This is a genomic window from Pandoraea oxalativorans, from assembly GCF_000972785.3.
GTDB lineage: Bacteria > Pseudomonadota > Gammaproteobacteria > Burkholderiales > Burkholderiaceae > Pandoraea > Pandoraea oxalativorans.
Genome location: NZ_CP011253.3, coordinates 5276597 through 5299134 on the forward strand (window position 1 = coordinate 5276597; position 22538 = coordinate 5299134).

The following is a 22538-nucleotide window of genomic DNA, read 5'->3' on the forward strand; positions in this document are numbered from 1 at the left end:
AGCCACCGGCGACGCCGGGTCGACGGGGCTTAGGATGAACTGACCGAAGCTTGAGGAAGCGGTCAGCTCATGTCTGGAACCCGCATTACCGACCAACAGGTTCGTCTCTACATGAACAAGCGCAAACACCACCCGCAGGAAGTCGCGGCCGCCAAGACCGGCATCAGCGTGCGTACGGCACGCCGTATCGAACGTGACGCCACTTTGCCATCCCAGAAGCCGCGGCATTCCTGGCGGACCCGTCCCGATCCGTTTGTCGACGTCTGGGACCGCGAAGTCGTGCCGCTGCTGCGTAACTCGCCCCACCTGATGGGCATCACGGTCTTACGCAAGCTGCAAGATGATCACCCGGATCGTTATCCCGATAGTATGCGGCGCACGCTGGAGCGGCGTATTCGCCAGTGGCGCGCTCTCGAGGGCCCCACTCAAGAGGTGTTCTTCCCGCAGGAGCATCAGCCCGGTGTGCGCGGACTGTCGGACTTCACTGATATGAGCAAGCTGTGCGTGACGATCGGTGGCGCCCCGTTCGGTCACCGGCTGTATCACTTCGTGCTGGCGTTCTCGCGCTGGGAGTACGCGAACGTGGTTGAGGGGGGCGAGAGTTTCGAAGCCCTCGCGGCCGGATTGCAGAACGCGCTATGGCAGGCGGGCGGCTGTCCCCGTGAACATCGATCTGACAGCCTGTCGGCCGCCTTCAAGAACCTGACGGAGCAGGAGGACTTCACGGCGCGTTACGCAGCGCTGCTCGACCATTACGGCATGAATGGCACGCGCAACAATCGCGGCCTGGGCCATGAGAACGGCAGCGTGGAATCCTCGCATCGGTATCTGAAGGAAGCGCTCGAGCAGGCATTGATGCTTCGCGGCCATCGTGACTTCGCTGACCGGCCTGCCTACGATGAGTTCGTACGCGAGGTGGTGATGCGTCGAAACCGGCGCAACGCCGCAGCGTTTCGCATCGAGCGCGCACAGCTGCAGGATCTGCCTGAACGTCGTACCACTGACTTCGTCGAGGAAGAGGCACGCGTGACCCGCTGCAGCACGTTCACCGTGCGCGGGATCCTCTACAGTGCGCCGTCGCGCCTGATCGGCCACCGCTTGAAGGTGCGGGTCTACGGTGACCGGCTCGACTGCTACCTGTCCGGCGCACTGGTGCATAGCACCCCGCGAGGCTCCCGTGCCGCCGACAACCGCCACGCGCTTGATTACCGACACTTCATCGACTCGCTGCGACGCAAGCCACAAGCGTTCAAAGGGCTCGCGTTTCGTGACGCACTGTTTCCTCGCGAGGCCTACCGCCGGACCTGGGAGCGGCTGGAGGCGCAACTGACGCAACGGCAGGCCTGCAAGACCATGGTGGGTCTGCTTGAACTCGCGGGCCACCACGGCGTTGAGGCGTTATTGGCCGAACGGCTTGATGCGTTGCTCGCAGCAGGCGAGCTGCCCGATCTAAAGCAGTTGTGCAATGAATTCGCGCCGCGTCAGGCCCTATGTCCCGAGGTGGTGGTCGAGATGCCGCCCGTTGCGCTCTATGACGAGCTTCTCGACAAGGTGGCAGCATGAACGCCCCTGCCCACGACAACGGCCGTCTGGCCCTGATGTTGAACGAGTTACGCCTGCCGACGATCGGCAGGCTATGGCCCGAGTTCGTTGAGCGCTCTGACAAGGAAGGCTGGCCCGCTACGCGATTGCTTGGGGCGCTGCTTGAGCACGAACTGGCCGAACGCGCCAAACGACGCATTGAGCGGCACCGTACCGAGTCGCATCTGGACCCGACGAAGACGCTTGCTACCTTCGACTTCGGCATGGTGCCGATGGTCTCGAAGGCGCATGTTACGGCGCTGGCCACCGGAGAATCCTGGCTGGAGAAAGGCGCCACAATTCTCCTGTTCGGCCCGCCGGGCGGCGGCAAGAGTCATTTGGGCTCAGCCCTCGGTCATGCGTTGATCGACGCCGGTTATCGCGTGCTGTTCACGCGCACCGCTGAACTTGTCCAGAAGCTCCAGGCCGCGCGCCAAAGCCTGCAACTGCCGTCCGCGCTCGCGAAGCTCGATCGCTTCGATCTCATCATCCTGGATGACCTGTCATACGCTCGCAAGGACCAGGCCGAAACCAGCGTGCTGTTCGAGCTGATCGCCGAGAGATATGAGCGCAAAAGCCTGCTGATTACGGCCAACCAGCCCTTCTCTGGATGGAACGATGTCTTCCCTGATCCGGGCATGACGATCGCCGCTATCGACCGGCTCGTCCATCACTCGACGATCTTCGAGCTCAACGTCGAAAGCTATCGCCGTCGTAAGGCCAGCGACAAACAAAGCGCCCGCCGGCGTCAATTACCTAACGACAATTGCGAAGGAGGAACGACAACTATGGCCTCTTAACCAGCGACAACTACACCCGTTGACCGGCCAAGATAGTTGTCGCTGACCGGCCATGCTGCTTGACGCTTATATGAACGCCGCCCGGCTTGCAAGGTAATATCGTTGTGACATTGGACGAGAATTTGGTTGCAGGCTTATATCCGGCGTCTGCAGGCCAGCCTGCGCGCCCTGATGGAATTCGCCAAGAACGACCTCTACTGTCTAGCGCGCTCGAAGCGCACAGCGTCAATCAGGCTTACGTTCTTGCGGACCAACCTGTCTCGCCATCACATCGTTATCGACCTTCGCAACCTGTCTGCGTGACTCGTGCTCGATACCCCTGCTTTTCAGCTAGCCCTTTGTGCTGCGTAGTCTGTCTGGTAAGTTTTGTCGTGCGCGAGTAACGACCACGCTGTTCGCGCCATCTTGTTTGCCAGCGCGACGGCAACCACATTCGTAGGCCGACGCAGGGACAGTTGCTCGCTCCAGGCGCCCTTGCTCCTGCTCTTGAACATGACCGCTCGTGCACCGTGAATCAGTAGCATGCGTATATAGCTGTCGCCGCGCTTGCTTATGCCGCCCAACCGTACCTTGCCGCCTGTACCGCTTTGCCTGGGAACCAGGCCGAGGTACGCGGCAAGCTCACGTCCGGATTTGAATGCAGCAGGATCGCCGATCGTCGCGACCAGGGCTGTCGCCGTCAATGGTCCGATACCTGGAATCGTAGCGACCCGCTGACATGCCGCCTCCTGTCGTTGCCAGGCAACGATCTGTCTCTCGAGTTTCCTGATCTCGCCGTCGATCCGCTCGATGTGCTGAAGCTGGTCGCGCAGCGCATCGAACAACGTGCCCGGAACGACCTCTTCGATTTCATGTAGTCGCTCGCGGACCTCGGCAAGGCCGGCGACGCGACCCGCTTTGAGCGTCACGCCAAATTCGTACAGCAGGCCGCGCAACTGGTTGACTTGCATGGTACGTGACTTGACTAGCAGTGAACGCATGCGATGCAGGGCCAGCGTGGCCTGCTGATCCGCTGTCTTCGGTGCTACCGAACGCATGCCGGGTTGCTGTGCTGCCGTCCAGATCGCACGAGCGTCCGTCGCATCGGTCTTGTTATTCTGGACGAACGGGCGGATGAATCTCGCATGCAGCAATACGACTTCATGACCCAGCGCTACGATCTTGCGTGCCCACCAGTGCGCACTTCCGCAGGCTTCCAAAGCCACCCGTCCGGCCGGTCGCTGGCCAAGAAATTCTATAACCTGTTGCTTCGTGAACCGCCGGTTCACAATCTCTCCCGTTTCCGTTTCGACCCAATACATCTGGAAAGCCCGCTTTGCAATGTCGAGCCCGAACGTCGTAGTATTCATGATGGTCCCTCCGTTCCTCAAGTGGTCGCGACACCTCCACTTTGGCACATTGATGCCATTCGGTTCTGGAGGGACCCAACACTCCCAAAGTCACTTCCGTGTCCGGGGCCTGAATCCAGCGCGAAGGGAGGGCGGCGTTCATACCATCTGTCTAGGGTTTTGCCCTTGCCCGGTGCCAACATCTGCACCGGCGTCTCGTCGGCATGCAATACCGCTTGGGCAAGCAGGGCCTCACGCAACGCGTCGACCAGCGGTTGCAACTGCACCCCACACGCGCCTACCCAGGCACCCAGGGTCGATTGCGGGATCGCCAGGCCCGCGCGGACAAAAATACGTTCCTGCCGGTACAGCGGTAGGTGATCGCCAAACTTCGCGACCAGCACCTGCGCGAGCAGGCCCGTCGTCGGAATCCCCTTATCGATCACGTGCGCCGGCACGGGTGCCTGAATCAGCGTCTCGCAAGCCTTGCAGGCCCACTTGCCTCGGATGTGGCGCTCCACCGTAAAGACGCCGGGCGTGTAGTCGAGTTTCTCGCTGATGTCCTCGCCCACGCGTACCCGCTCACATCCGCAGGTGCAAACGATACTCTCCGGCTCGTGGTGAATCTCTGTTCGTGGCAAGCGCTCCGGCAATGGCAAGCGTTTGGGTTTCCGGCGCGTGTCGTGCGTAAGCGTGACTTGAAGGCCGCATGGACAAAGGTTCCTGCGGTGTCCAAAGTGATGTCCGTTACTTCAAGTGGTGGGGACTACTTTGGACACACGGAATGTAAAGCCTTCGAACCGTAAAGGCAGACCGAATTACACACCAGAGTACCGACGGCAAGTTGCCGTCGCGGCATGCGAGCCGGGTATTTCGGTGGCCAAGCTCGCGCAGGTGCACGGGCTGAATTCGAATATGGTGTTCAAGTGGCGTCGGCAACTGCGAGCGGGACTTTTTGAAGGGACGGGGCACAGCACAGCGGTGTTGCTGCCCGTAGCGCTACCTGATGCACCGAGCGGCGAGAGAGCAGAACCGGTGTCGCCCGCTCTACAGGAGTTAAAGTCAAATCTGGTGTACGGGGCGTGAGCAAGATTAGGCGGCCAGGGGCTGCTGAGCCGGTGTGCTGTCGGTCACCGGCTCTCCATCCTTGAACGTCATCCCGTCAAGCATCGTCGCGATCTTTTCGGGGGCGCGGATGCGCCGCCACGAGTCTTCGGCCGACTCGATCAGCTTGAATGCCAGGCCGAGGAACGTCGCGCGCGAGACGCAGTTGCGCGTGCGCTTGGTGCGGTGACGCACCGTCGCGAAGGTCGATTCAATCGGATTCGTCGTGCGCAGATGCTGCCAGTGTTCGGCCGGGAAATCGTAAAATGCCAGCAGCTCGTCGCGATCTTGCGTCAGCTTTTCGACCACCTTCGGATACTTTGCCGAGTGGGTATCAACGAAGTGATCGAAGGCAACCAGCGCTTCGGCACGCGTGGCGGCCATCCAAATGTCCTGCATCGCCTTTTTGGCGCGGGCCTGCTGCGATTTCGGCAGCGCGTTGAGCACGTTGCCCATCTTGTGGAACCAGCAGCGCTGATGCTCGGTCTGCGGGAACACTTCTTCCATCGCTGCCCAGAATCCCATCGCACCATCTCCGCAAGCCAGCAGCGGCCCTGACTGCAGACCGCGCTTTTTCAGATCGAGCAGCAGTTCGGCCCACGACGCCTTCGATTCCCGATACCCGTCACTGATCGCCACACGCTCTTTCGTTCCGTCCGGTTTGACACCAATGATCACCAACAGGCACTGGCCGTCGGAATCGTCGCTGCGCACGCCGGTGTGAATGCCGTCAGCCCACCAGTACACCCAGCGCGCCAACGACAACTCACGCTGATTCCACTGAGCATGCTCATCGGCCCATTGCGCCTTCAGACGACTCACCACATTTGGCGACAGGCCGCTGACCTGGCCGCCCAGCATGATGCCCATGGCTTCGCTCATGTCGCCCGTCGAGATGCCTCGCAGGTACAGCCACGGTAGTGCGGCCGACACGCGTGCGGATTTGCGAACGTACGGCGGCACGACCGCCGAATTGAAGCGGATGCCCGAACCCGAGCGATCACGCACCTTCGGTACCCGAACCGGCACCGGACCGATGGCCGTGACGACTTCGCGCTCTGGTAGGTAGCCGTTGCGCACCACGGCACGCCGACCGTCGATCGACCTCACGTTGCTGTACTGTTCAAGCATGCTCGCCAGTTCCGCTTCGACTGCCTGCTCGATGATCTGCCGCGCGCCTTGCTGGATCAGTTCATCGAGCGCGCTCTTCGTTTGTGCTTTACTGCCGTTCGTTTCTTTCGTAATCTTCTTCATGGTGGTCGGGGCCGGCTCGCGCCGGCTTTGCTCGGTGTGCCTTCGACAAGCAACATTCTCAGCTAAACCGCCACCGCCTTCTCATATTTCCCAAAGCACCCCGTACACCAGATTCGACAATAGCTCCTCTACAGTCTGTCGAGCCACATCGCGAGAGCGTGCCGGCAGCATCGGGCATCGAAATTGAACTAAACGGTGCCCGTGTACGTGTCACGGGCATGGTCGACCCCGTGCAGTTGCGCCTCGTGCTGCGCTGCCTGATGCCAGCATGATTGCGCCGCCAAGCGGTACCCGCGTTTGGCTGGCAGCGGGCATTACCGATATGCGCCGTGGCATGGATGGGCTTGCCGCACTGGTGCAGTCAGCACTCGGACGTGACCCCTTCTCGGGGCACATCTTCCTGTTTCGCGGGCGTCGCGGTGACCTCATCAAGATTTTATGGTGGAGCGGCGACGGCATGAACCTGTACGCGAAACGACTCGAGCGCGGACGCTTCGTGTGGCCACAAGCGGATTCAGGAACGGTCCATCTATCTGCCGCCCAACTGTCGATGCTGCTCGAGGGGATTGATTGGCGGCATCCCGAGCGGACGTGGCAGCCGACGCACGCGGCGTAAAGGGGGAAGCGAGGGTCCACAAACCCGTGGGCTTCATTTACACTGGCACGCATGCCAGCTAGCCATCTGCCCGATGACATCCCCGCACTCAAGCGAATCGTTGCTTCGCGCGACGAGACCATCGCACAGTTGCTGGCCGAGATCTCGCGACTCAAGCGTTGGCAGTATGGGCGGTCATCGGAGCGCATGACCGAACTGATGGACCAGTTGCAGCTCGCGCTCGGTGAACTGCCCGCTGCTGAATCGGCCATGACCGCGACGTCGAAGGTGCCCGATGCTGATACGGCTGCTGATACATCAGCCACAACGAACGTTGTCCCGCTGCGCCGCAAGTCGCGGCACTTCCCTGCCCATCTTCCTCGCGAAACGGTTGTGCATGCGCCGTCAAACTGCGGATGCCCGGAGTGCGGCAAACAGATGCGAGCACTCGGCGAGGACGTCTCGGAGGTGCTCGACTATGTGCCCGGCTACTTCAAGGTACTGCGTCACGTCCGTCCGAAGCTGAGCTGCCCGCGCTGTGCCGCAGTCGTGCAGGAGCCGGCACCTTCGCGGCCGATAGCACGCTCGATGGCGGGTGCGGGGCTGCTCGCACAGGTCGTCGTCGCGAAGTACGCTGACCATACGCCGCTCTACCGGCAGGCCGGCATCTATCGACGCGCGGGCATCGAACTGGATCGGGCAACACTGGCTTCGTGGGTGCGTGAAGCAGCTGCGCTGCTGCAACCGCTGTCCGATGCACTTGGTCGTTACGTGCGCGATGCAGACAAGATCCATACCGACGACACGCCCATGCCTGTGCTGGAGCCGGGGCGTGGCAAGACACGCACGGCGCGCCTGTGGACCTATGTGCGCGATGACCGCCCGGCAGGAAGCCGTGCGCCACCAGCAGTCTGGTACAGGTACTCACCCGACCGCAAAGGGGAGCGACCTCGGGAACATCTGGCGGGCTACACGGGAATCCTGCAGGCAGATGCCTTCAGCGGGTATGACGCCCTGTATCGTGACGGCACGGTCATCGAGGCCGGATGCTGGGCGCATGCGCGGCGCAAGTTCTACGACCTGTACAAGCTGGACAGCTCACCGATTGCCGAAGAAGCACTGCGCCGCATCGGGGCGCTATATGTTGTTGAACGCGAGGTTCGCGGCCAGACGCCGGACGTGCGCCTGTCTGCGCGTCAGCAACGCTCGGCACCGTTGCTCACCGAGCTGAAGGCTTGGCTCGAACACTCGCTCTCACAGGTCTCGACGAAGTCGGGGTTGGCCAAGGCGATCAGATACTCGCTGGGGCACTGGCACGCACTCACACACTATTGCGAAGACGGGCGCGTCGAGGTGGACAACAATACGGCGGAGCGTGCGATCAGGCCGCTGGTCCTCGGCAGGCGCAATTATCTGTTCGCAGGCTCAGACGGCGGCGGCGAAAGCGCGGCGGTGATCTACAGCCTGATCGGTACTGCACGCCTGAACGGCTTCGATCCGTTTGCGTACCTGCGCACGGTGTTTGAGCGCATCGCCGATCATCCCATCAACCGCATCGACGAGTTGCTGCCGTGGAGCCTGATGTCAGCCGAACACGTCGAGCAGCACGCCGCCTGAGAATCAATCCGATGGTCCACCCCCTCAGACCTGCTGTGCGCCGAGTCAAGGCGCCAGTGCCCGATTACGTACTGCGCGTTGAGCTGAAGTACATCAAGCCTGCGATTTGGCGCCGAATCATCGTTCCCGGTTCGATCCGGCTGGGCAAGCTGCATGTCGTGCTACTGCTGGCCATGGGCTGGGAGGGCGGGCACCTGCACGAATTCGTCTTCGGCGAAACCAACTATGGTGAACCGGATGACTTCGGGTTCGAGAGCGATCCGCCAATGCTCAATGAAGCACGGGTCACGCTGGCGAAGGCGCTGGGCGGGTTGAAGTCATTCACCTACGTCTACGATTACGGGGACAACTGGCAGCATCGGATCAAGGTCGAGAAGGCGCTGACGCCTGATCCAGACATGCGCCGGCCGCTGTGCCTGGACGGGCAGAATGCGTGTCCACCGGAAGACGTCGGTGGAGTTCCAGGATATGCCGACTTCCTCGAAGCGATCACCGATCCGACGCACGAGGAACACGACCACTTCCTCGAGAGGTGTGGCGGCAGCTTCGATCCCGCCGCTTTCGATCTCGTGCTGACGAATCAGCGGCTCTCAGAGGTCAAGCTCTGATCGTCAAGACGGCCTTAGAGTGACGCTTACACTTGAAGTAACGGACATCACTTTGGACACCGCAGGAACCTTTGTCCATGCGGCCTTCAAGTCACGCTTACCCAGCCAGATGGCATCGACGCGGATCATCGCAGCCAATCTCGCAACCAGGACGCACAGGCCGGCGCGGCGTCGAGCGGCCATCGCACCGAGACGGTGGTGTCACCTCGGACGACTTCGATGTCGATCGCCTGGCGTGGGACGATGTCTGCGACGGCTGGCGCGGGAGTGGCCACTGCCACAAAGGGTGGCATGGGGACGGGGAGCGCAGCCGCCTGCGCCCGGCGCCGCCATTTGTGCACGACATTAGTATTCAAGCCATGCTCGAGCGCGATGCCGGCGACTGACTTGCCACCAGCCAAGCATTGGGCAATGACCTCGCTCTTAAACTGCCTGGAGTACGAGCGCCGCACGCGCTTAACCGCTACATTTTTGTCCACGATAGGTGTCCACTTATTTTTAAGTGGACACTATCGCGTGCTCGCGCTCACCACGGAAGATGAGTTCGCCGGTTGCTGGAGCGTGGAGCGGCCCCATGAAACACCGGACACAGCGACCCACTTACAATAACGGGTAGGCATAAGACTGTGTTTTTGACTAACACCAAGCAGGAAGTGATGGAAGTGTTGACGGGCCCAGAGCGCCGGCGTCGCTGGACGGCGGAGCAGAAACTGTCGATGGTTCGCGAGAGTTTCGAACCGGGAAAATCGGTTTCAATGGTCGCGCGCCATTACGGCGTGAACCCGAACCAGCTATTCCACTGGCGCAAGCTGTACCAGGACGGTAGCCTGTCAGCGGTCAAGGCTGGCGAAGAAGTGGTTCCGGCATCGGAGTTGGCTGATGCGCTCAAGCAGATTCGCGAGCTGCAACGGATGCTCGGCAAAAAAACAATGGAGAACGAGATTCTCCGGGAAGCAGTTGAATACAGCCGAGCAAAAAAATGGATAGCGCACTCGCCCTTGCTGCCGGAGGACGGCCAGTGAAACTGGTCTGTGAAGTTCTCGGCGTGTCGCGCTCGAACGTATCGGCACGACTGTCGCGTCCGGCGACGTGGCGCGATGGCCGGCAATCAAGGCCGACCGACGACGAAACTGTAGTCGAGGAAATCCGCCGTGTCGTCGGCGATTTGCCCAGCTATGGCTACCGGCGGGTTTGGGGCACGTTGCGCAACGAGCGCGTTGCAGTTGGACTGGCGCCGTTCAATGCCAAGCGCATTTATCGCATCATGCGAACGCATGGGCTGCTGACGCAGCGCCGACCGATTGCGCCGCGAGCCCACCGTCGACATGATGGCAAAGTGGCCGTCGCGCGCAGCAATCAGCGATGGTGCTCGGACGGCTTCGAGTTCCGCTGCGACAACGGCGAGCCGCTGCGTGTGACGTTTGCGCTGGATTGCTGCGACCGAGAAGCGATGAGCTGGGCGGCGACGACAGCAGGCCACAGCGGCGACATTGTGCGCGACGTGATGCTGGCCGCAGTGGAAAATCGGTTCGGCAACGAGGTGCATACGCCGTCCGAAATCGAGTGGCTGAGCGACAATGGTTCGGGCTATACGGCTGACGATACGCGCCGGTTTGCGATGAACATCGGACTAAAGCCATTGACCACGCCCGTGTGCAGTCCGCAAAGTAACGGCATGGCCGAGAGCTTCGTGAAAACGATGAAGCGCGACTACGTCGCCTTCATGCCGAAGCCGGATGCTGCAACCGCTGCTCACAATCTGGCCATTGCATTTGAGCATTACAACGAGAAGCACCCCCATAGCGCGCTGAAATACCGCTCGCCTCGCGAGTTCCGGCGCTCGATGGATTCAGCAACCTTAGTGTGATGGTGTGTCCGGTTTTACAGGGTCAACTCCACTCTCAAGAGTTGGAGCCTTGTATCTTCGTCTTCGTGATGGTTAGCTACCGTCACATGAGGTGAAGTGAGCATGTTTGGAGCCTGAAGGCTTGGACCTTGCTGTGGAGATAATGCCCTTCGCCTCGCCCTCACCAGCACAGACACTGAACGGTAGCCAAGGGCGTGGACCCTGTATGTACAAGGCAAGTGGGTGAGTTGGTATTGATTCCTCGATTAAGGATCAAATTGATGTTCTACCTCGGTATTGATGTTGCCAAAGCCAAGCTGGATTGCTGCCTGCTGGACATGACAAACGGCAAGCATAGTACGAAGGTTGTTGCCAATAGCCGCGCCGGCCTAACCGATCTGTTGGGCTGGTTGGGCAAGAGACACACCGAGCCGAGCCACGTACATGTCGCGCTCGAAGGTACCGGCGTCTATCACGAGATGGCCGCGTGTGGCCTGCACGATGCCGGGCTCTCCGTGTCTGTCGTTAATCCTGCGCAGGTGCGTGCTTTTGCGACGGGAATGGGCGTGCGCACGAAGAACGACATGGTAGACAGCCACGTGTTAGCGCGCTTTGCGATGCACGCACAGCCAATGCGCTGGAGTCCTCCAGCGCCCGAGGCTCGCATACTTCAAGCACTGATGGCGCGCCGTGAAGCGCTTGCACAAGATCTTCAGCGTGAGCGCAACCGGCATGAGAAAGCGGAAATCACGGCTCCAACGGCGCTAGTCCTGCATTCGATTCTCGAGACGATCGAGTTTTTGGAGCGCCATTTAGCCAGCCTGCAACGCGAGATCGATGATCACATTGCTGCCCATCCGGGCCTTAAAGCAAACTTGATGCTGCTGCAAAGTATCCCGGCAGTTGGCCCTCAGGTAGGCCGCACGCTGCTTGCCATCATGCACGCGCGCCACTTCGATTCTGCAGAACAACTTGCGGCGTATCTCGGCCTGGTGCCGGTGCAGAGGCAGTCGGGATCGTCGATCCAGGGCCCTTCACGTTTATCGAAGGCCGGGCCGCCCAAGGTACGGGCAACTCTCTACATGGCGGCCGTCGTCGCTAAACGCTATAACCCCCACATCAAGGCATTGTGTGAACGCTTGGCAGCGCGTGGCAAATCCACCATGTCTATACTCGGCGCTGCAATGCGTAAGCTTGTGCATCTGTGTTTCGGCGTTCTGAAGACACGACAGCCTTATCGGGCGAACTACGTCGCAATCGCTTGACGGGCAAGACGGTATCTCCACAAAATCCGGGGCGGTTCAAACCAGATCCGCCCATGGGCAACGGGACGCGGCAATTGGTTGTTTGCTGGCTCATTGCGTGCGGGTAAGCGCGGTGCGGCGATCATGAGCTTGATCCGCTCGGCACAACTCAATGGGCACGATCCGTACGTCTATCTGAAGGACGTGCTGACTCGATTGCCGACGCACAAAGCCAGAGACATCGCGCAACTGCTACCGCATCATTGGAAGCCGGCAAACACCTGATTGCCCGGACTCTCCATTGGGGATGGGTTTACCGGAGGCTTACCTTTCAGAGTCGTCTTATACGAACTAAGCGTTTTCGCACTTTCACGTGTCACAAAGCAAAAACCCCTTGCTACTGAGGTAGCAAGGGGTTTTTAAGGGGAGCCTGACGATTACCTACTTTCACACGGGTATCCGCACTATCATCGGCGTGGAGTCGTTTCACGGTCCTGTTCGGGATGGGAAGGGGTGGTTCCAACTCGCTATGGTCATCAGGCTTAACTTGTATGTTCTGCTGAGCGGGGTCAGCAAAACCAATTCGGAAGAAGCGTAGTACAACAATTCTTGTGGGTTATGAGTTGTATCGGCACAGCGATACTCACACCAGGAAAAACACACTGGTTATAGGATCAAGCCTTACGGGCAATTAGTATCAGTTAGCTTAACGCATTACTGCGCTTCCACACCTGACCTATCAACGTCCTGGTCTTGAACGACCCTTCAAAGGAATCGAGTTCCTAGGGAAGTCTCATCTTAAGGCGAGTTTCCCGCTTAGATGCTTTCAGCGGTTATCTCTTCCGAACATAGCTACCCGGCGATGCCACTGGCGTGACAACCGGTACACCAGAGGTTCGTCCACTCCGGTCCTCTCGTACTAGGAGCAGCCCCCTTCAAACTTCCAACGCCCACGGCAGATAGGGACCAAACTGTCTCACGACGTTTTAAACCCAGCTCACGTACCTCTTTAAATGGCGAACAGCCATACCCTTGGGACCGGCTACAGCCCCAGGATGAGATGAGCCGACATCGAGGTGCCAAACACCGCCGTCGATATGAACTCTTGGGCGGTATCAGCCTGTTATCCCCAGAGTACCTTTTATCCGTTGAGCGATGGCCCTTCCATACAGAACCACCGGATCACTATGACCTGCTTTCGCACCTGCTCGACTTGTCAGTCTCGCAGTTAAGCACGCTTTTGCCATTGCACTATCAGCACGATTTCCGACCGTACCTAGCGTACCTTCGTACTCCTCCGTTACACTTTGGGAGGAGACCGCCCCAGTCAAACTGCCTACCATGCACTGTCCCCGATCCGGATTACGGACCTAGGTTAGAACCTCAAACAAACCAGGGTGGTATTTCAAGGACGGCTCCACAGAAACTAGCGTTCCTGCTTCAAAGCCTCCCACCTATCCTACACAGACCGGTTCAAAGTCCAATGCAAAGCTACAGTAAAGGTTCATGGGGTCTTTCCGTCTAGCCGCGGGTAGATTGCATCATCACAAACACTTCAACTTCGCTGAGTCTCGGGAGGAGACAGTGTGGCCATCGTTACGCCATTCGTGCAGGTCGGAACTTACCCGACAAGGAATTTCGCTACCTTAGGACCGTTATAGTTACGGCCGCCGTTTACCGGGACTTCAATCAAGAGCTTGCACCCCATCATTTAATCTTCCGGCACCGGGCAGGCGTCACACCCTATACGTCCACTTTCGTGTTTGCAGAGTGCTGTGTTTTTATTAAACAGTCGCAGCCACCAGTTTATTGCAACCCCTTCACCCTCCTGGCGCAGGCCAGTTAAGCTACAAGGGCGTACCTTATCCCGAAGTTACGGTACCAATTTGCCGAGTTCCTTCTCCCGAGTTCTCTCAAGCGCCTTAGAATACTCATCTCGCCCACCTGTGTCGGTTTGCGGTACGGTCTCGTATGACTGAAGCTTAGAGGCTTTTCTTGGAACCACTTCCAATTGCTTCGCGAACAAGTTCGCTCGCCCCACAGCCTTGAATTACGCGCCCGGATTTGCCTAAGCGCCTTCTCCACTGCAGGGACCGGGACTTCCAACACCCGGACAACCTTCCGCGATCCGTCCCCCCATCGCATCATACGACGGTGCAGGAATATTAACCTGCTTCCCATCAGCTACGCATCTCTGCCTCGCCTTAGGGGCCGACTCACCCTACGCCGATGAACGTTGCGTAGGAAACCTTGGGCTTACGGCGAGGGGGCCTTTCACCCCCTTTATCGCTACTCATGTCAGCATTCGCACTTCTGATACCTCCAGCATCCTTTACAAGACACCTTCACAGGCTTACAGAACGCTCTCCTACCATGCGAGCAAGCTCGCATCCGCAGCTTCGGTATATTGCTTAGCCCCGTTACATCTTCCGCGCAGGACGACTCGATCAGTGAGCTATTACGCTTTCTTTAAAGGGTGGCTGCTTCTAAGCCAACCTCCTGACTGTTTTAGCCTTCCCACTTCGTTTCCCACTTAGCAATATTTAGGGACCTTAGCTGGCGGTCTGGGTTGTTTCCCTCTTGACACCGGACGTTAGCACCCGATGTCTGTCTCCCGTGATTGCACTCTTCGGTATTCGGAGTTTGCTATGGCGAGGTAATCCGCAATGGACCCCTCAACCATGACAGTGCTCTACCCCCGAAGGTGATACACGAGGCACTACCTAAATAGTTTTCGGAGAGAACCAGCTATTTCCAAGTTTGTTTAGCCTTTCACCCCTATCCACAGCTCATCCCCTAACTTTTCAACGTTAGTGGGTTCGGTCCTCCAGTACGTGTTACCGCACCTTCAACCTGGCCATGGATAGATCACTTGGTTTCGGGTCTACACCCAGCGACTGAACGCCCTATTCGGACTCGCTTTCGCTACGCCTTCCCTATTCGGTTAAGCTTGCCACTGAATGTAAGTCGCTGACCCATTATACAAAAGGTACGCCGTCACCCCTTACGAGGCTCCGACTGTTTGTATGCATGCGGTTTCAGGATCTATTTCACTCCCCTCCCGGGGTTCTTTTCGCCTTTCCCTCACGGTACTGGTTCACTATCGGTCGATTACGAGTATTTAGCCTTGGAGGATGGTCCCCCCATCTTCAGACAGGATTTCACGTGTCCCGCCCTACTTTTCTCAAGCTTAGTTCCACACCAGGGTTTTCTCATACGGGGCTATCACCCACTATGGCCGGACTTTCCATTCCGTTTTGATAACACCGGTGCTAAATCTTGAAGGCTGGTCCCATTTCGCTCGCCACTACTTTGGGAATCTCGGTTGATTTCTTTTCCTGCAGCTACTTAGATGTTTCAGTTCGCCGCGTTCGCTTCGCTAGACCTATGTATTCAGTCTAGGATGACCTAAAAGGCCGGGTTTCCCCATTCGGACATTTGTGGATCAATGCTTATTTGCCAGCTCCCCACAACTTTTCGCAGGCTATCGCGTCCTTCATCGCCTGTAATCGCCAAGGCATCCACCACATGCACTTATTCGCTTGACCCTATAACGAGTGTGTCTTGCCGAAGCCAGACATTCGCTACAGGTTGAGTATTAGCGTTGTGCCGTATTCCAAGTCATCTTTCGATCACTTAAATACTGGTTGATACAATCACAACCCGTACAATTTCCACGCGCCATCTCTAACGCGCTTCCGTTGTACTACTTCTTCTTCCAAATTGTTAAAGAACATAAACTGCATGACATTGCTGTCATTCAAAAGCATTCATTTTCAGGGATTTACTTCAGAAGTACCACTGAGATAACTTGCTTTTGACTGACATCGATGCGATCTAAGGTATTGGTGGAGGATGACGGGATCGAACCGACGACCCCCTGCTTGCAAAGCAGGTGCTCTCCCAGCTGAGCTAATCCCCCAATCAAGCCGACTTACCACCACTTGAGTCTGTCGCACAGTGGTTAAAAAGCTTGGTGGGTCTAGATGGACTCGAACCATCGACCCCCGCCTTATCAAGACGGTGCTCTAACCAACTGAGCTATAGACCCGACTTAGATCTACGCAGTCAACAACCGATAAGCGTGAACACTCAACTTCCAGTGCATGCTCTAGAAAGGAGGTGATCCAGCCGCAGGTTCCCCTACGGCTACCTTGTTACGACTTCACCCCAGTCATGAATCCTGCCGTGGTAAGCGCCCTCCTTACGGTTAGGCTACCTACTTCTGGCAAAACCCACTCCCATGGTGTGACGGGCGGTGTGTACAAGACCCGGGAACGTATTCACCGCGACATGCTGATCCGCGATTACTAGCGATTCCAGCTTCACGCAGTCGAGTTGCAGACTGCGATCCGGACTACGATCGGTTTTCTGGGGTTAGCTCCACCTCGCGGTTTGGCAGCCCTCTGTACCGACCATTGTATGACGTGTGAAGCCCTACCCATAAGGGCCATGAGGACTTGACGTCATCCCCACCTTCCTCCGGTTTGTCACCGGCAGTCTCCTTAGAGTGCTCTTGCGTAGCAACTAAGGACAAGGGTTGCGCTCGTTGCGGGACTTAACCCAACATCTCACGACACGAGCTGACGACAGCCATGCAGCACCTGTGTTACGGTTCTCTTTCGAGCACATCCACCTCTCAGCGGACTTCCGTACATGTCAAGGGTAGGTAAGGTTTTTCGCGTTGCATCGAATTAATCCACATCATCCACCGCTTGTGCGGGTCCCCGTCAATTCCTTTGAGTTTTAATCTTGCGACCGTACTCCCCAGGCGGTCAACTTCACGCGTTAGCTTCGTTACTAAGGAAATGAATCCCCAACAACTAGTTGACATCGTTTAGGGCGTGGACTACCAGGGTATCTAATCCTGTTTGCTCCCCACGCTTTCGTGCATGAGCGTCAGTATTGGCCCAGGGGGCTGCCTTCGCCATCGGTATTCCTCCACATCTCTACGCATTTCACTGCTACACGTGGAATTCTACCCCCCTCTGCCATACTCTAGCCTTGCAGTCACGAATGCAGTTCCCAGGTTAAGCCCGGGGATTTCACATCCGTCTTACAAAACCGCCTGCGCACGCTTTACGCCCAGTAATTCCGATTAACGCTTGCACCCTACGTATTACCGCGGCTGCTGGCACGTAGTTAGCCGGTGCTTATTCTTCCGGTACCGTCATCCCCCCGAGGTATTAACCCAGAGGATTTCTTTCCGGACAAAAGTGCTTTACAACCCGAAGGCCTTCTTCACACACGCGGCATTGCTGGATCAGGCTTTCGCCCATTGTCCAAAATTCCCCACTGCTGCCTCCCGTAGGAGTCTGGGCCGTGTCTCAGTCCCAGTGTGGCTGGTCGTCCTCTCAGACCAGCTACAGATCGTCGCCTTGGTAAGCTTTTACCCCACCAACTAGCTAATCTGATATCGGCCGCTCTTGTAGCGCGAGGCCCGAAGGTCCCCCGCTTTCCTCCTCAGAGCGTATGCGGTATTAATCCGGCTTTCGCCGAGCTATCCCCCACTACAAGGTACGTTCCGATATATTACTCACCCGTTCGCCACTCGCCACCAGGTGCAAGCACCCGTGCTGCCGTTCGACTTGCATGTGTAAGGCATGCCGCCAGCGTTCAATCTGAGCCAGGATCAAACTCTTCAGTTTAAACCTGTTACTGTTTTCGGTTTTTCGTGATAAATCACTCGAACCGGTCGCTCTCAAAGTATGCTGACAAGTTAATTACTTAACTTACCTATTACTATGTGAGCCTCAATAAATTTAAAGCTTATCTGCCGAAGCAGACGCACCATTCATCGAGTGCCCACACTTATCGGTTGTTTAATTTTTAAAGATCAATCGCATCTGACTTAACTTCGTCGCTCAACTACCGCGCCGTCGCTTCGTTTTCTGCGTCGCTGCATCAGCAGCAGAGAAGTGAGATTATGTCGCAGCTTCTCGTCGTCGTCAACAGTTTTTTTCGCTTTCTTCGTTCGTCGCCGTAGCGACTCGCAAGCTCCAAAACCACTAACCACCGGGCTTTCCAGCCCGTCGCTTCAACTTCGTCGCCGCTTTCGCTGCGTCGCTGTCGTTGCGAGAGACGGAATATTAGTGAAAACCCCGAACCCTGGCAAGCACTTTGTGAAAATAATTTGAAAAGGGCAAAAAAGGCCCGCGTCGTGAGCGGGCCAAGATCCATGGGACAGGACACATGGAGGAGACGGGTCCACTGTATCCGGCCCGCCCCCGGCGACGCAACGAATGAAATCGCATATGCTTCCTGAAAGCTTCCCTATATGGAAAGGCGAGGCCTGCGTCGATGTCTCCCCCTACCTCTCTATATAAGAGCGTTTGAGATGCTCCTAGCGCGCGCCCTCCTGTCTTGCGTCGTCCAGCCGTTTCGCCGTTGGCGCATCGCGGTGCTCATTCCGATCGCCCTGCTGGCCGGGGCCTGCACGTCGGTGCGCCCGCCACCGGAGCCGTCGCCATGGACGTCTCACACACCGGCCGGTACGCCCGGCGAACTGGCCACCGCCCTCGCCCCGGCCATTCGCACGCATCCGGGCCAATCCGGCTTCCAGTTGCTCGCGACGGGGTCTGCCGCTTTCACCACCCGTCTCGCGCTCGTTCAGTCCGCCCAACATAGTCTCGACGTGCAGTACTACAGCGCGGGCGAGGACGTCACCGGCCGTCTGCTGCTCCAGTCGCTGATCTACGCTGCCGACCGGGGCGTGCGTGTGCGCATGCTGGTCGACGACATCAACCGTCGCCATACCGACCCCGCCTTCGCCGCGCTCGACCAACACGCCAACATCGAAATCCGCGTCTTCAATCCGTTCGGCACGCGCGACACCACGCTACTGGAGCGTGCTGGCAACCTCCTGACGCGCTTCGACCAGCTGAACCGCCGCATGCATAACAAGGCGCTCGTCGCCGACAATCAACTGGCCATCGTGGGCGGCCGCAATCTGGGGGACGAATACTTCGATGCCAACCCCGACCTCTCCTTCCGCGACTTCGATCTGCTCTGTGCAGGGCCGGTCGTCGACGCCATCTCCCGCAGCTTCGACCACTTCTGGACGAGCCCGCAGTCCTATCCGCTGAAGCAGGTGCAATCAAAGATCGACAACGAGACGCTGGACGCCACGCGCGACGCCCTCGCCAAGCACTGGCGCGACGCCGACGGCGTCCCCGCGGGGCACGAGGCCCTGCACCAGCCCCCACTCGCCGCCGGTCTGCGCGACGGTACGGTCCCGCTCTTCTGGGCTCCCGCCGAACTCGCCGCCGACACCCCTGACAAACTCGACGCCCCCGCCACCGAAACCCAGAGCGCCCCGGCCGACAAACTCCGTCAACTCGCTGCGAAGGCGCAAAGCGAAGTGCTGATCATTTCGCCGTATTTCGTGCCACTGGATGGCGGCGTCAGGTTTCTGTCGACGCTGACGCAACGCGGCGTCAAAGTCCGCGTACTGACCAATTCGCTGGCAGCGACCGACGTCGTCCCCGTCCACGCCGGCTACGCGCGCTACCGTCCGGCCCTGCTGCAAGCCGGCATCGAACTGTACGAATTCAAGCCGATCCGTACCGATGACGGCGAGCGCCCCACGCGCCGCGTCACGTTCGGCGGGTCATCGAAGGCGAGCCTGCACGGCAAGGCGTACGTCATCGACCGGCGCGACGTCGTCCTCGGCTCGTTCAACCTCGACCCTCGCTCGGTACGTCTGAACACCGAACTGGCGATCGTCATCCACAGCCCCGAGTTCGCCGAACGCATGGCGCGGATCTTCGACCGGGCGACGTCACCGCGCAGCAGCTTCCGGGTCGAGCTGGCACCGCCGGGCACTGCGCCGCCCACGCCGACGCCGCCGACGATGCCCGCGCTTCGCTGGGTCGGCGAGGAGAACGGCAACCCGCGCGTGTTCGACGTGGAACCCTACGCAACCTTCAGCCGCAACGCCGTCGCAGGTGCTTTCACGCTGCTTCCAAGCGACGACCTGCTCTGATCTATCAGAACTCGAACGTTGCCGACAACGTCGCGGAGCGCGCGTCGCCGATGGCCACGACCGTCTGGCTGACGCTCGACGGGTAGTACGTCTTGTTGAACACGTTCTTCACGTTGAGCTGATAGTGAACGGGATGCCGTCCGATCTTCGTGTCGTACGTCGCGAAAACATCGGCAACGAAGTACGCCGGCAGCGTAAAACTGTTCGCCGAGTCGCCCGGACGCGCCCCAATGTACCGCCCCACCGCTCCGAGACGCAGATTGCCGCTCCCGTCCCCCAGCACCGGCCCCCAGTCATACACCCCTGCCAGCGACGCCGTATGGCGTGCCGCATTGACGAGCGTGTTGCCGGTGTACATCGGATCATCGGTGATCTTCGCGTCGATGAATGCGTAGCTCGCGATGACGTTCCAGCGCTGACCGATGCGCCCCGACACATCCAGTTCGACACCCCGCGAGCGTGCCGCCCCGGACGTGCGCCAGTCCAGCGTGCTGCTCCCGGGCACCGCCTGCGACACCAGCACGTTGCGCTTGTCGATGTTGAACACCGCGAGGTCGCCACTCAGCCCGTTCGGCATGTCGAGCTTCGCCCCGACCTCGTACGACTTCGCGTGTTCGGGCGCGACGTTCGAGTCGATGACCACCCCCGTCGACAACGGCGCAATGGTGGACGTCGGCTTGAGCGACTCGGAATAGCTACCGTAGAACGACAGATACTCCCGCGCCTTATAAACGACACCCGCGCGCGGCAGCCACTTCGAGTCGCTGATGTTCGTATTTTCCTTGAACGGCCGCCCCTTGCCCGCGATCTGGCTATACGTCAGCAACCGCACACCGCCGACCACGATCCAGCGATCGGTCAGATGGAGGGCGTCCTGGAAGAACAGCGACGCGTCGTGCAGCGTGTCGGTCTGATCGCTATCGGCAGCGGACACCGTACTCGGAATCACCTCGCAGCCGTACACCGGATTCAGATAAGAGAACGTGCACTTTGCAGCCTGACGCAGCAGATCGCGCCGATAGATGCGTCGATACTCCCAGTCACCGCCGAATTGCAGGTCGTGACGCATGCCAGCGAGCATCACCTTGCCGTCGAGATACGCCGTACCGAAGCTGTCGGTGCTGTCCGAGCCGCGCGTACCGTCGTTACTGCGCGAGACGATCCCGGTCGTGGAATTCACGCCGGTAATGCGCAACTGCCCCGCGTCGTACGTCTCGGTGTTGTAGCTGTAGCCAAAATGCGCCTTCCAGTCCGGATTGAACTGATGGTCGACGGTGATCTGCGCCAGATGCGACTGCCCGGCCATTTCGTTGTGGACATCGTCCAGACGCTCCCGCGCGGAAATTGCCAGCGGCCGGTTCGTCTTCGGGTCCAGCGCGGTGCCCCGGTCGAACGGCGTCAGAAAGTTACGGTACTCGTAGGAGGCAACCACCTGCGTATCGCGTCCGTAATAGGCAAGCGTCGGGGCGACGAGGGTCTCGCGCTGCGAACCGAAGACGCGCCAGTACTGCTGATTGTTCTGATCGACGACCAGCCGGTAAGCCAGTCCCGAATCGCCGATCGGGCCGGTCGTATCGAGCGTCTCCTCGACGCCGTTCTTACCATGTCCATACGTCGTGCCCGCCACGCTCACTGCGGTGTACGGCTTGAGCAGGGGACGCTTGCTCACCACGTTGATCACGCCGCCGGGGTCCATGATCCCGGAGAGCAGCGACGTCGGCCCCTTGAGCACTTCGACCGAATCCGCGTTCGCATTCAGCCCGCGTCCCTGCACGAGCGGCATGCCGTTGTGCATGATCGAGCCGTCGCGGTTGCCGCCGAAACCGCGCTTGAGCAGCGTGTCCTGCGTACTCGCCAGCGTATTGCCCTGCACGATCCCGCTGACATTGAGCAACGCATCGTCAAGCGTGCGGGCGCGCTGGTCGGCGAGCACCTGACGCGGTACCACGTTGATGGCCTGAGGGATGTCGAGGATCGGGGTGTCCGAGCGGGTGACGTTCGCGTCCACGGGCAGACGGTAGGCATCGGACCACACCTGCCCCCGCACCTGCGTCGTCGGCAGCGCGACGTCGCCCGAGCCGCCACCGGCCGCCAGCGTTGCAGCCGCCGGGGCCGTCTGCGGCACGAGCGTGTAACCGGCCCCCTGTGGCGACGCCGTCAGTCCGGTGCCTGCAAGCATCTGACCGAACGCGCCCGGCACGTCGAAGCGGCCTTGCACACCCGGGCTCTGGCGCCCCGCCGTCAAGGCAGGCGTATACGTCAGCAAGATGCCCGCTTCGCGTCCGAAGCGCGTGAGTACGGCATCGAGCCCGCCTGCCGGGATGTCATACACGCGTGCAGCGGCGGCGGCTTTGGCTGTCGCGGGTACCTGTTCGGACGTCTGCGCATGGGCGACGCCCGCGCCAAACGTCGAAGCGAACGACGCAAACGTCAGCGCGACGGCGGCGCAGACGCGGCGGCGACGCAACCCGGTAGCGGCGCGCGGCTGGGCGCGCGGTAGTTCGGGGAGAGCGGGTGAAGCAACGGCCATGATGTGAGATCTCGTTCAGGCAATGGAGAGAAGGTTTCACTTCCCTT

Annotated in this window: 13 protein-coding genes, 2 tRNA genes, 3 rRNA genes and 2 pseudogenes; 10 read left to right on the plus strand and 10 right to left on the minus strand. The window is 59.3% G+C overall.

The genetic code is table 11. The features are described 5' to 3' along the window. The first annotated feature begins 69 nt into the window (after positions 1-69). Positions 70-1563, plus strand: coding sequence for an IS21 family transposase (istA, locus tag MB84_RS23350; RefSeq protein WP_044458677.1), 1494 nt, complete (start codon positions 70-72; stop codon positions 1561-1563). Then, positions 1560-2381, plus strand: a complete 822-nt coding sequence (istB, locus tag MB84_RS23355) for an IS21-like element helper ATPase IstB (protein ID WP_044453167.1) — start codon at positions 1560-1562, stop codon at positions 2379-2381. Before istA ends, istB begins: the two co-directional genes overlap by 4 nt. A gap of 326 nt (positions 2382-2707) precedes the next feature. Here the strand turns inward: istB and MB84_RS23360 are convergent, their stop codons facing one another. Both MB84_RS23360 and tnpC (MB84_RS23365) read right to left on the minus strand, forming a co-directional pair. After that, a complete protein-coding gene (locus MB84_RS23360) occupies positions 2708-3730 on the minus strand; it encodes an IS110 family RNA-guided transposase (protein ID WP_046293183.1) in 1023 nt (340 codons plus the stop codon). Positions 3731-3885: 155 nt separating this feature from the next. Then, positions 3886-4392, minus strand: a pseudogene (gene tnpC / locus MB84_RS23365) (IS66 family transposase); the annotation flags it as partial. A 76-nt stretch (positions 4393-4468) separates the two neighbouring features. Here tnpC (MB84_RS23365) and MB84_RS29190 point away from each other — a divergent pair. Continuing rightward, positions 4469-4795: a transposase gene (locus MB84_RS29190; protein WP_245725588.1), complete on the plus strand. Its 327-nt coding sequence runs from the start codon at positions 4469-4471 to the stop codon at positions 4793-4795. Between the two features lie 6 nt (positions 4796-4801). Here MB84_RS29190 and MB84_RS23370 read toward each other — a convergent pair whose 3' ends face one another. Continuing rightward, positions 4802-6067: an IS256 family transposase gene (locus tag MB84_RS23370; protein WP_046290067.1), complete on the minus strand. Its 1266-nt coding sequence runs from the start codon at positions 6065-6067 to the stop codon at positions 4802-4804. Positions 6068-6335: 268 nt separating this feature from the next. Here MB84_RS23370 and tnpB point away from each other — a divergent pair, with 268 nt between their 5' ends. From tnpB to MB84_RS23385, 3 genes are read left to right on the plus strand one after another with little or no spacing between them, the layout of a single operon-like run. Continuing rightward, on the plus strand, positions 6336-6683 hold the full coding sequence (tnpB, locus tag MB84_RS23375) for an IS66 family insertion sequence element accessory protein TnpB (RefSeq protein ID WP_046290068.1): 348 nt from the start codon (positions 6336-6338) through the stop codon (positions 6681-6683). A gap of 51 nt (positions 6684-6734) precedes the next feature. Beyond that, positions 6735-8279 carry an IS66 family transposase gene (gene tnpC / locus MB84_RS23380; protein ID WP_046290069.1) on the plus strand — a complete coding sequence of 515 codons (1545 nt, stop codon included), beginning with the start codon at positions 6735-6737 and terminating at the stop codon, positions 8277-8279. An 11-nt stretch (positions 8280-8290) separates the two neighbouring features. Next, positions 8291-8887, plus strand: coding sequence for a plasmid pRiA4b ORF-3 family protein (locus MB84_RS23385; RefSeq protein WP_046290070.1), 597 nt, complete (start codon positions 8291-8293; stop codon positions 8885-8887). Positions 8888-9012: 125 nt separating this feature from the next. Here MB84_RS23385 and tnpA read toward each other — a convergent pair whose 3' ends face one another. Continuing rightward, positions 9013-9366 carry an IS66-like element accessory protein TnpA gene (tnpA, locus tag MB84_RS23390; protein WP_052652724.1) on the minus strand — a complete coding sequence of 118 codons (354 nt, stop codon included), beginning with the start codon at positions 9364-9366 and terminating at the stop codon, positions 9013-9015. A 177-nt stretch (positions 9367-9543) separates the two neighbouring features. On the opposite strand from tnpA, the gene MB84_RS23400 reads away from it, so the two are divergent. From MB84_RS23400 to MB84_RS23410, 3 genes and pseudogenes are all read left to right on the plus strand, one after another. Continuing rightward, a protein-coding gene (locus tag MB84_RS23400) for an IS3 family transposase (RefSeq protein WP_157122856.1) occupies positions 9544-10754 on the plus strand; the annotation gives its coding sequence in 2 pieces (ribosomal slippage) (positions 9544-9859 and positions 9859-10754; 1212 coding nt in all). A 260-nt stretch (positions 10755-11014) separates the two neighbouring features. Beyond that, on the plus strand, positions 11015-11998 hold the full coding sequence (locus tag MB84_RS23405; protein ID WP_046289961.1) for an IS110 family transposase: 984 nt from the start codon (positions 11015-11017) through the stop codon (positions 11996-11998). 39 nt (positions 11999-12037) lie between these two features. Then, positions 12038-12262, plus strand: a pseudogene (locus MB84_RS23410) (transposase domain-containing protein); the annotation flags it as partial. Positions 12263-12405: 143 nt separating this feature from the next. Here MB84_RS23410 and rrf read toward each other — a convergent pair. From rrf to MB84_RS23435, 5 genes are all read right to left on the minus strand, one after another. Beyond that, positions 12406-12518: ribosomal RNA gene (rrf, locus tag MB84_RS23415) — 5S ribosomal RNA — on the minus strand. Between the two features lie 129 nt (positions 12519-12647). Next, positions 12648-15525, minus strand: a 23S ribosomal RNA gene (locus MB84_RS23420). Between the two features lie 298 nt (positions 15526-15823). Beyond that, a tRNA-Ala gene (locus tag MB84_RS23425) sits at positions 15824-15899 on the minus strand. 52 nt (positions 15900-15951) lie between these two features. Beyond that, positions 15952-16028 (minus strand) — tRNA-Ile (locus MB84_RS23430). A gap of 64 nt (positions 16029-16092) precedes the next feature. Beyond that, a 16S ribosomal RNA gene (locus MB84_RS23435) occupies positions 16093-17625 on the minus strand. Together the 16S, 23S and 5S rRNA genes with 2 tRNA genes alongside form the textbook arrangement of a ribosomal RNA operon. Positions 17626-18314: 689 nt before the next feature. On the opposite strand from MB84_RS23435, the gene MB84_RS23440 reads away from it, so the two are divergent. After that, positions 18315-19961, plus strand: coding sequence for a phospholipase D-like domain-containing protein (locus MB84_RS23440; RefSeq protein WP_046290072.1), 1647 nt, complete (start codon positions 18315-18317; stop codon positions 19959-19961). A gap of 4 nt (positions 19962-19965) precedes the next feature. Here MB84_RS23440 and MB84_RS23445 read toward each other — a convergent pair whose 3' ends face one another. Next, on the minus strand, positions 19966-22491 hold the full coding sequence (locus MB84_RS23445) for a TonB-dependent siderophore receptor (RefSeq protein WP_046290073.1): 2526 nt from the start codon (positions 22489-22491) through the stop codon (positions 19966-19968). Positions 22492-22538: the final 47 nt, after the last annotated feature.

What these genes read in the sequence shown, in the direction of transcription:
- istA (WP_044458677.1), top strand. Translation starts at nt 70, where the DNA reads ATGTCTGGAACCCGCATTACCGACCAACAGGTTCGTCTCTACATGAAC.
- istB (WP_044453167.1), top strand. Translation starts at nt 1,560, where the DNA reads ATGAACGCCCCTGCCCACGACAACGGCCGTCTGGCCCTGATGTTGAAC.
- MB84_RS23360 (WP_046293183.1), bottom strand. Translation starts at nt 3,730, where the DNA reads ATGAATACTACGACGTTCGGGCTCGACATTGCAAAGCGGGCTTTCCAG.
- MB84_RS23370 (WP_046290067.1), bottom strand. Translation starts at nt 6,067, where the DNA reads ATGAAGAAGATTACGAAAGAAACGAACGGCAGTAAAGCACAAACGAAG.
- tnpB (WP_046290068.1), top strand. Translation starts at nt 6,336, where the DNA reads ATGATTGCGCCGCCAAGCGGTACCCGCGTTTGGCTGGCAGCGGGCATT.
- tnpC (WP_046290069.1), top strand. Translation starts at nt 6,735, where the DNA reads ATGCCAGCTAGCCATCTGCCCGATGACATCCCCGCACTCAAGCGAATC.
- MB84_RS23385 (WP_046290070.1), top strand. Translation starts at nt 8,291, where the DNA reads ATGGTCCACCCCCTCAGACCTGCTGTGCGCCGAGTCAAGGCGCCAGTG.
- MB84_RS23405 (WP_046289961.1), top strand. Translation starts at nt 11,015, where the DNA reads ATGTTCTACCTCGGTATTGATGTTGCCAAAGCCAAGCTGGATTGCTGC.
- MB84_RS23440 (WP_046290072.1), top strand. Translation starts at nt 18,315, where the DNA reads ATGCTCCTAGCGCGCGCCCTCCTGTCTTGCGTCGTCCAGCCGTTTCGC.
- MB84_RS23445 (WP_046290073.1), bottom strand. Translation starts at nt 22,491, where the DNA reads ATGGCCGTTGCTTCACCCGCTCTCCCCGAACTACCGCGCGCCCAGCCG.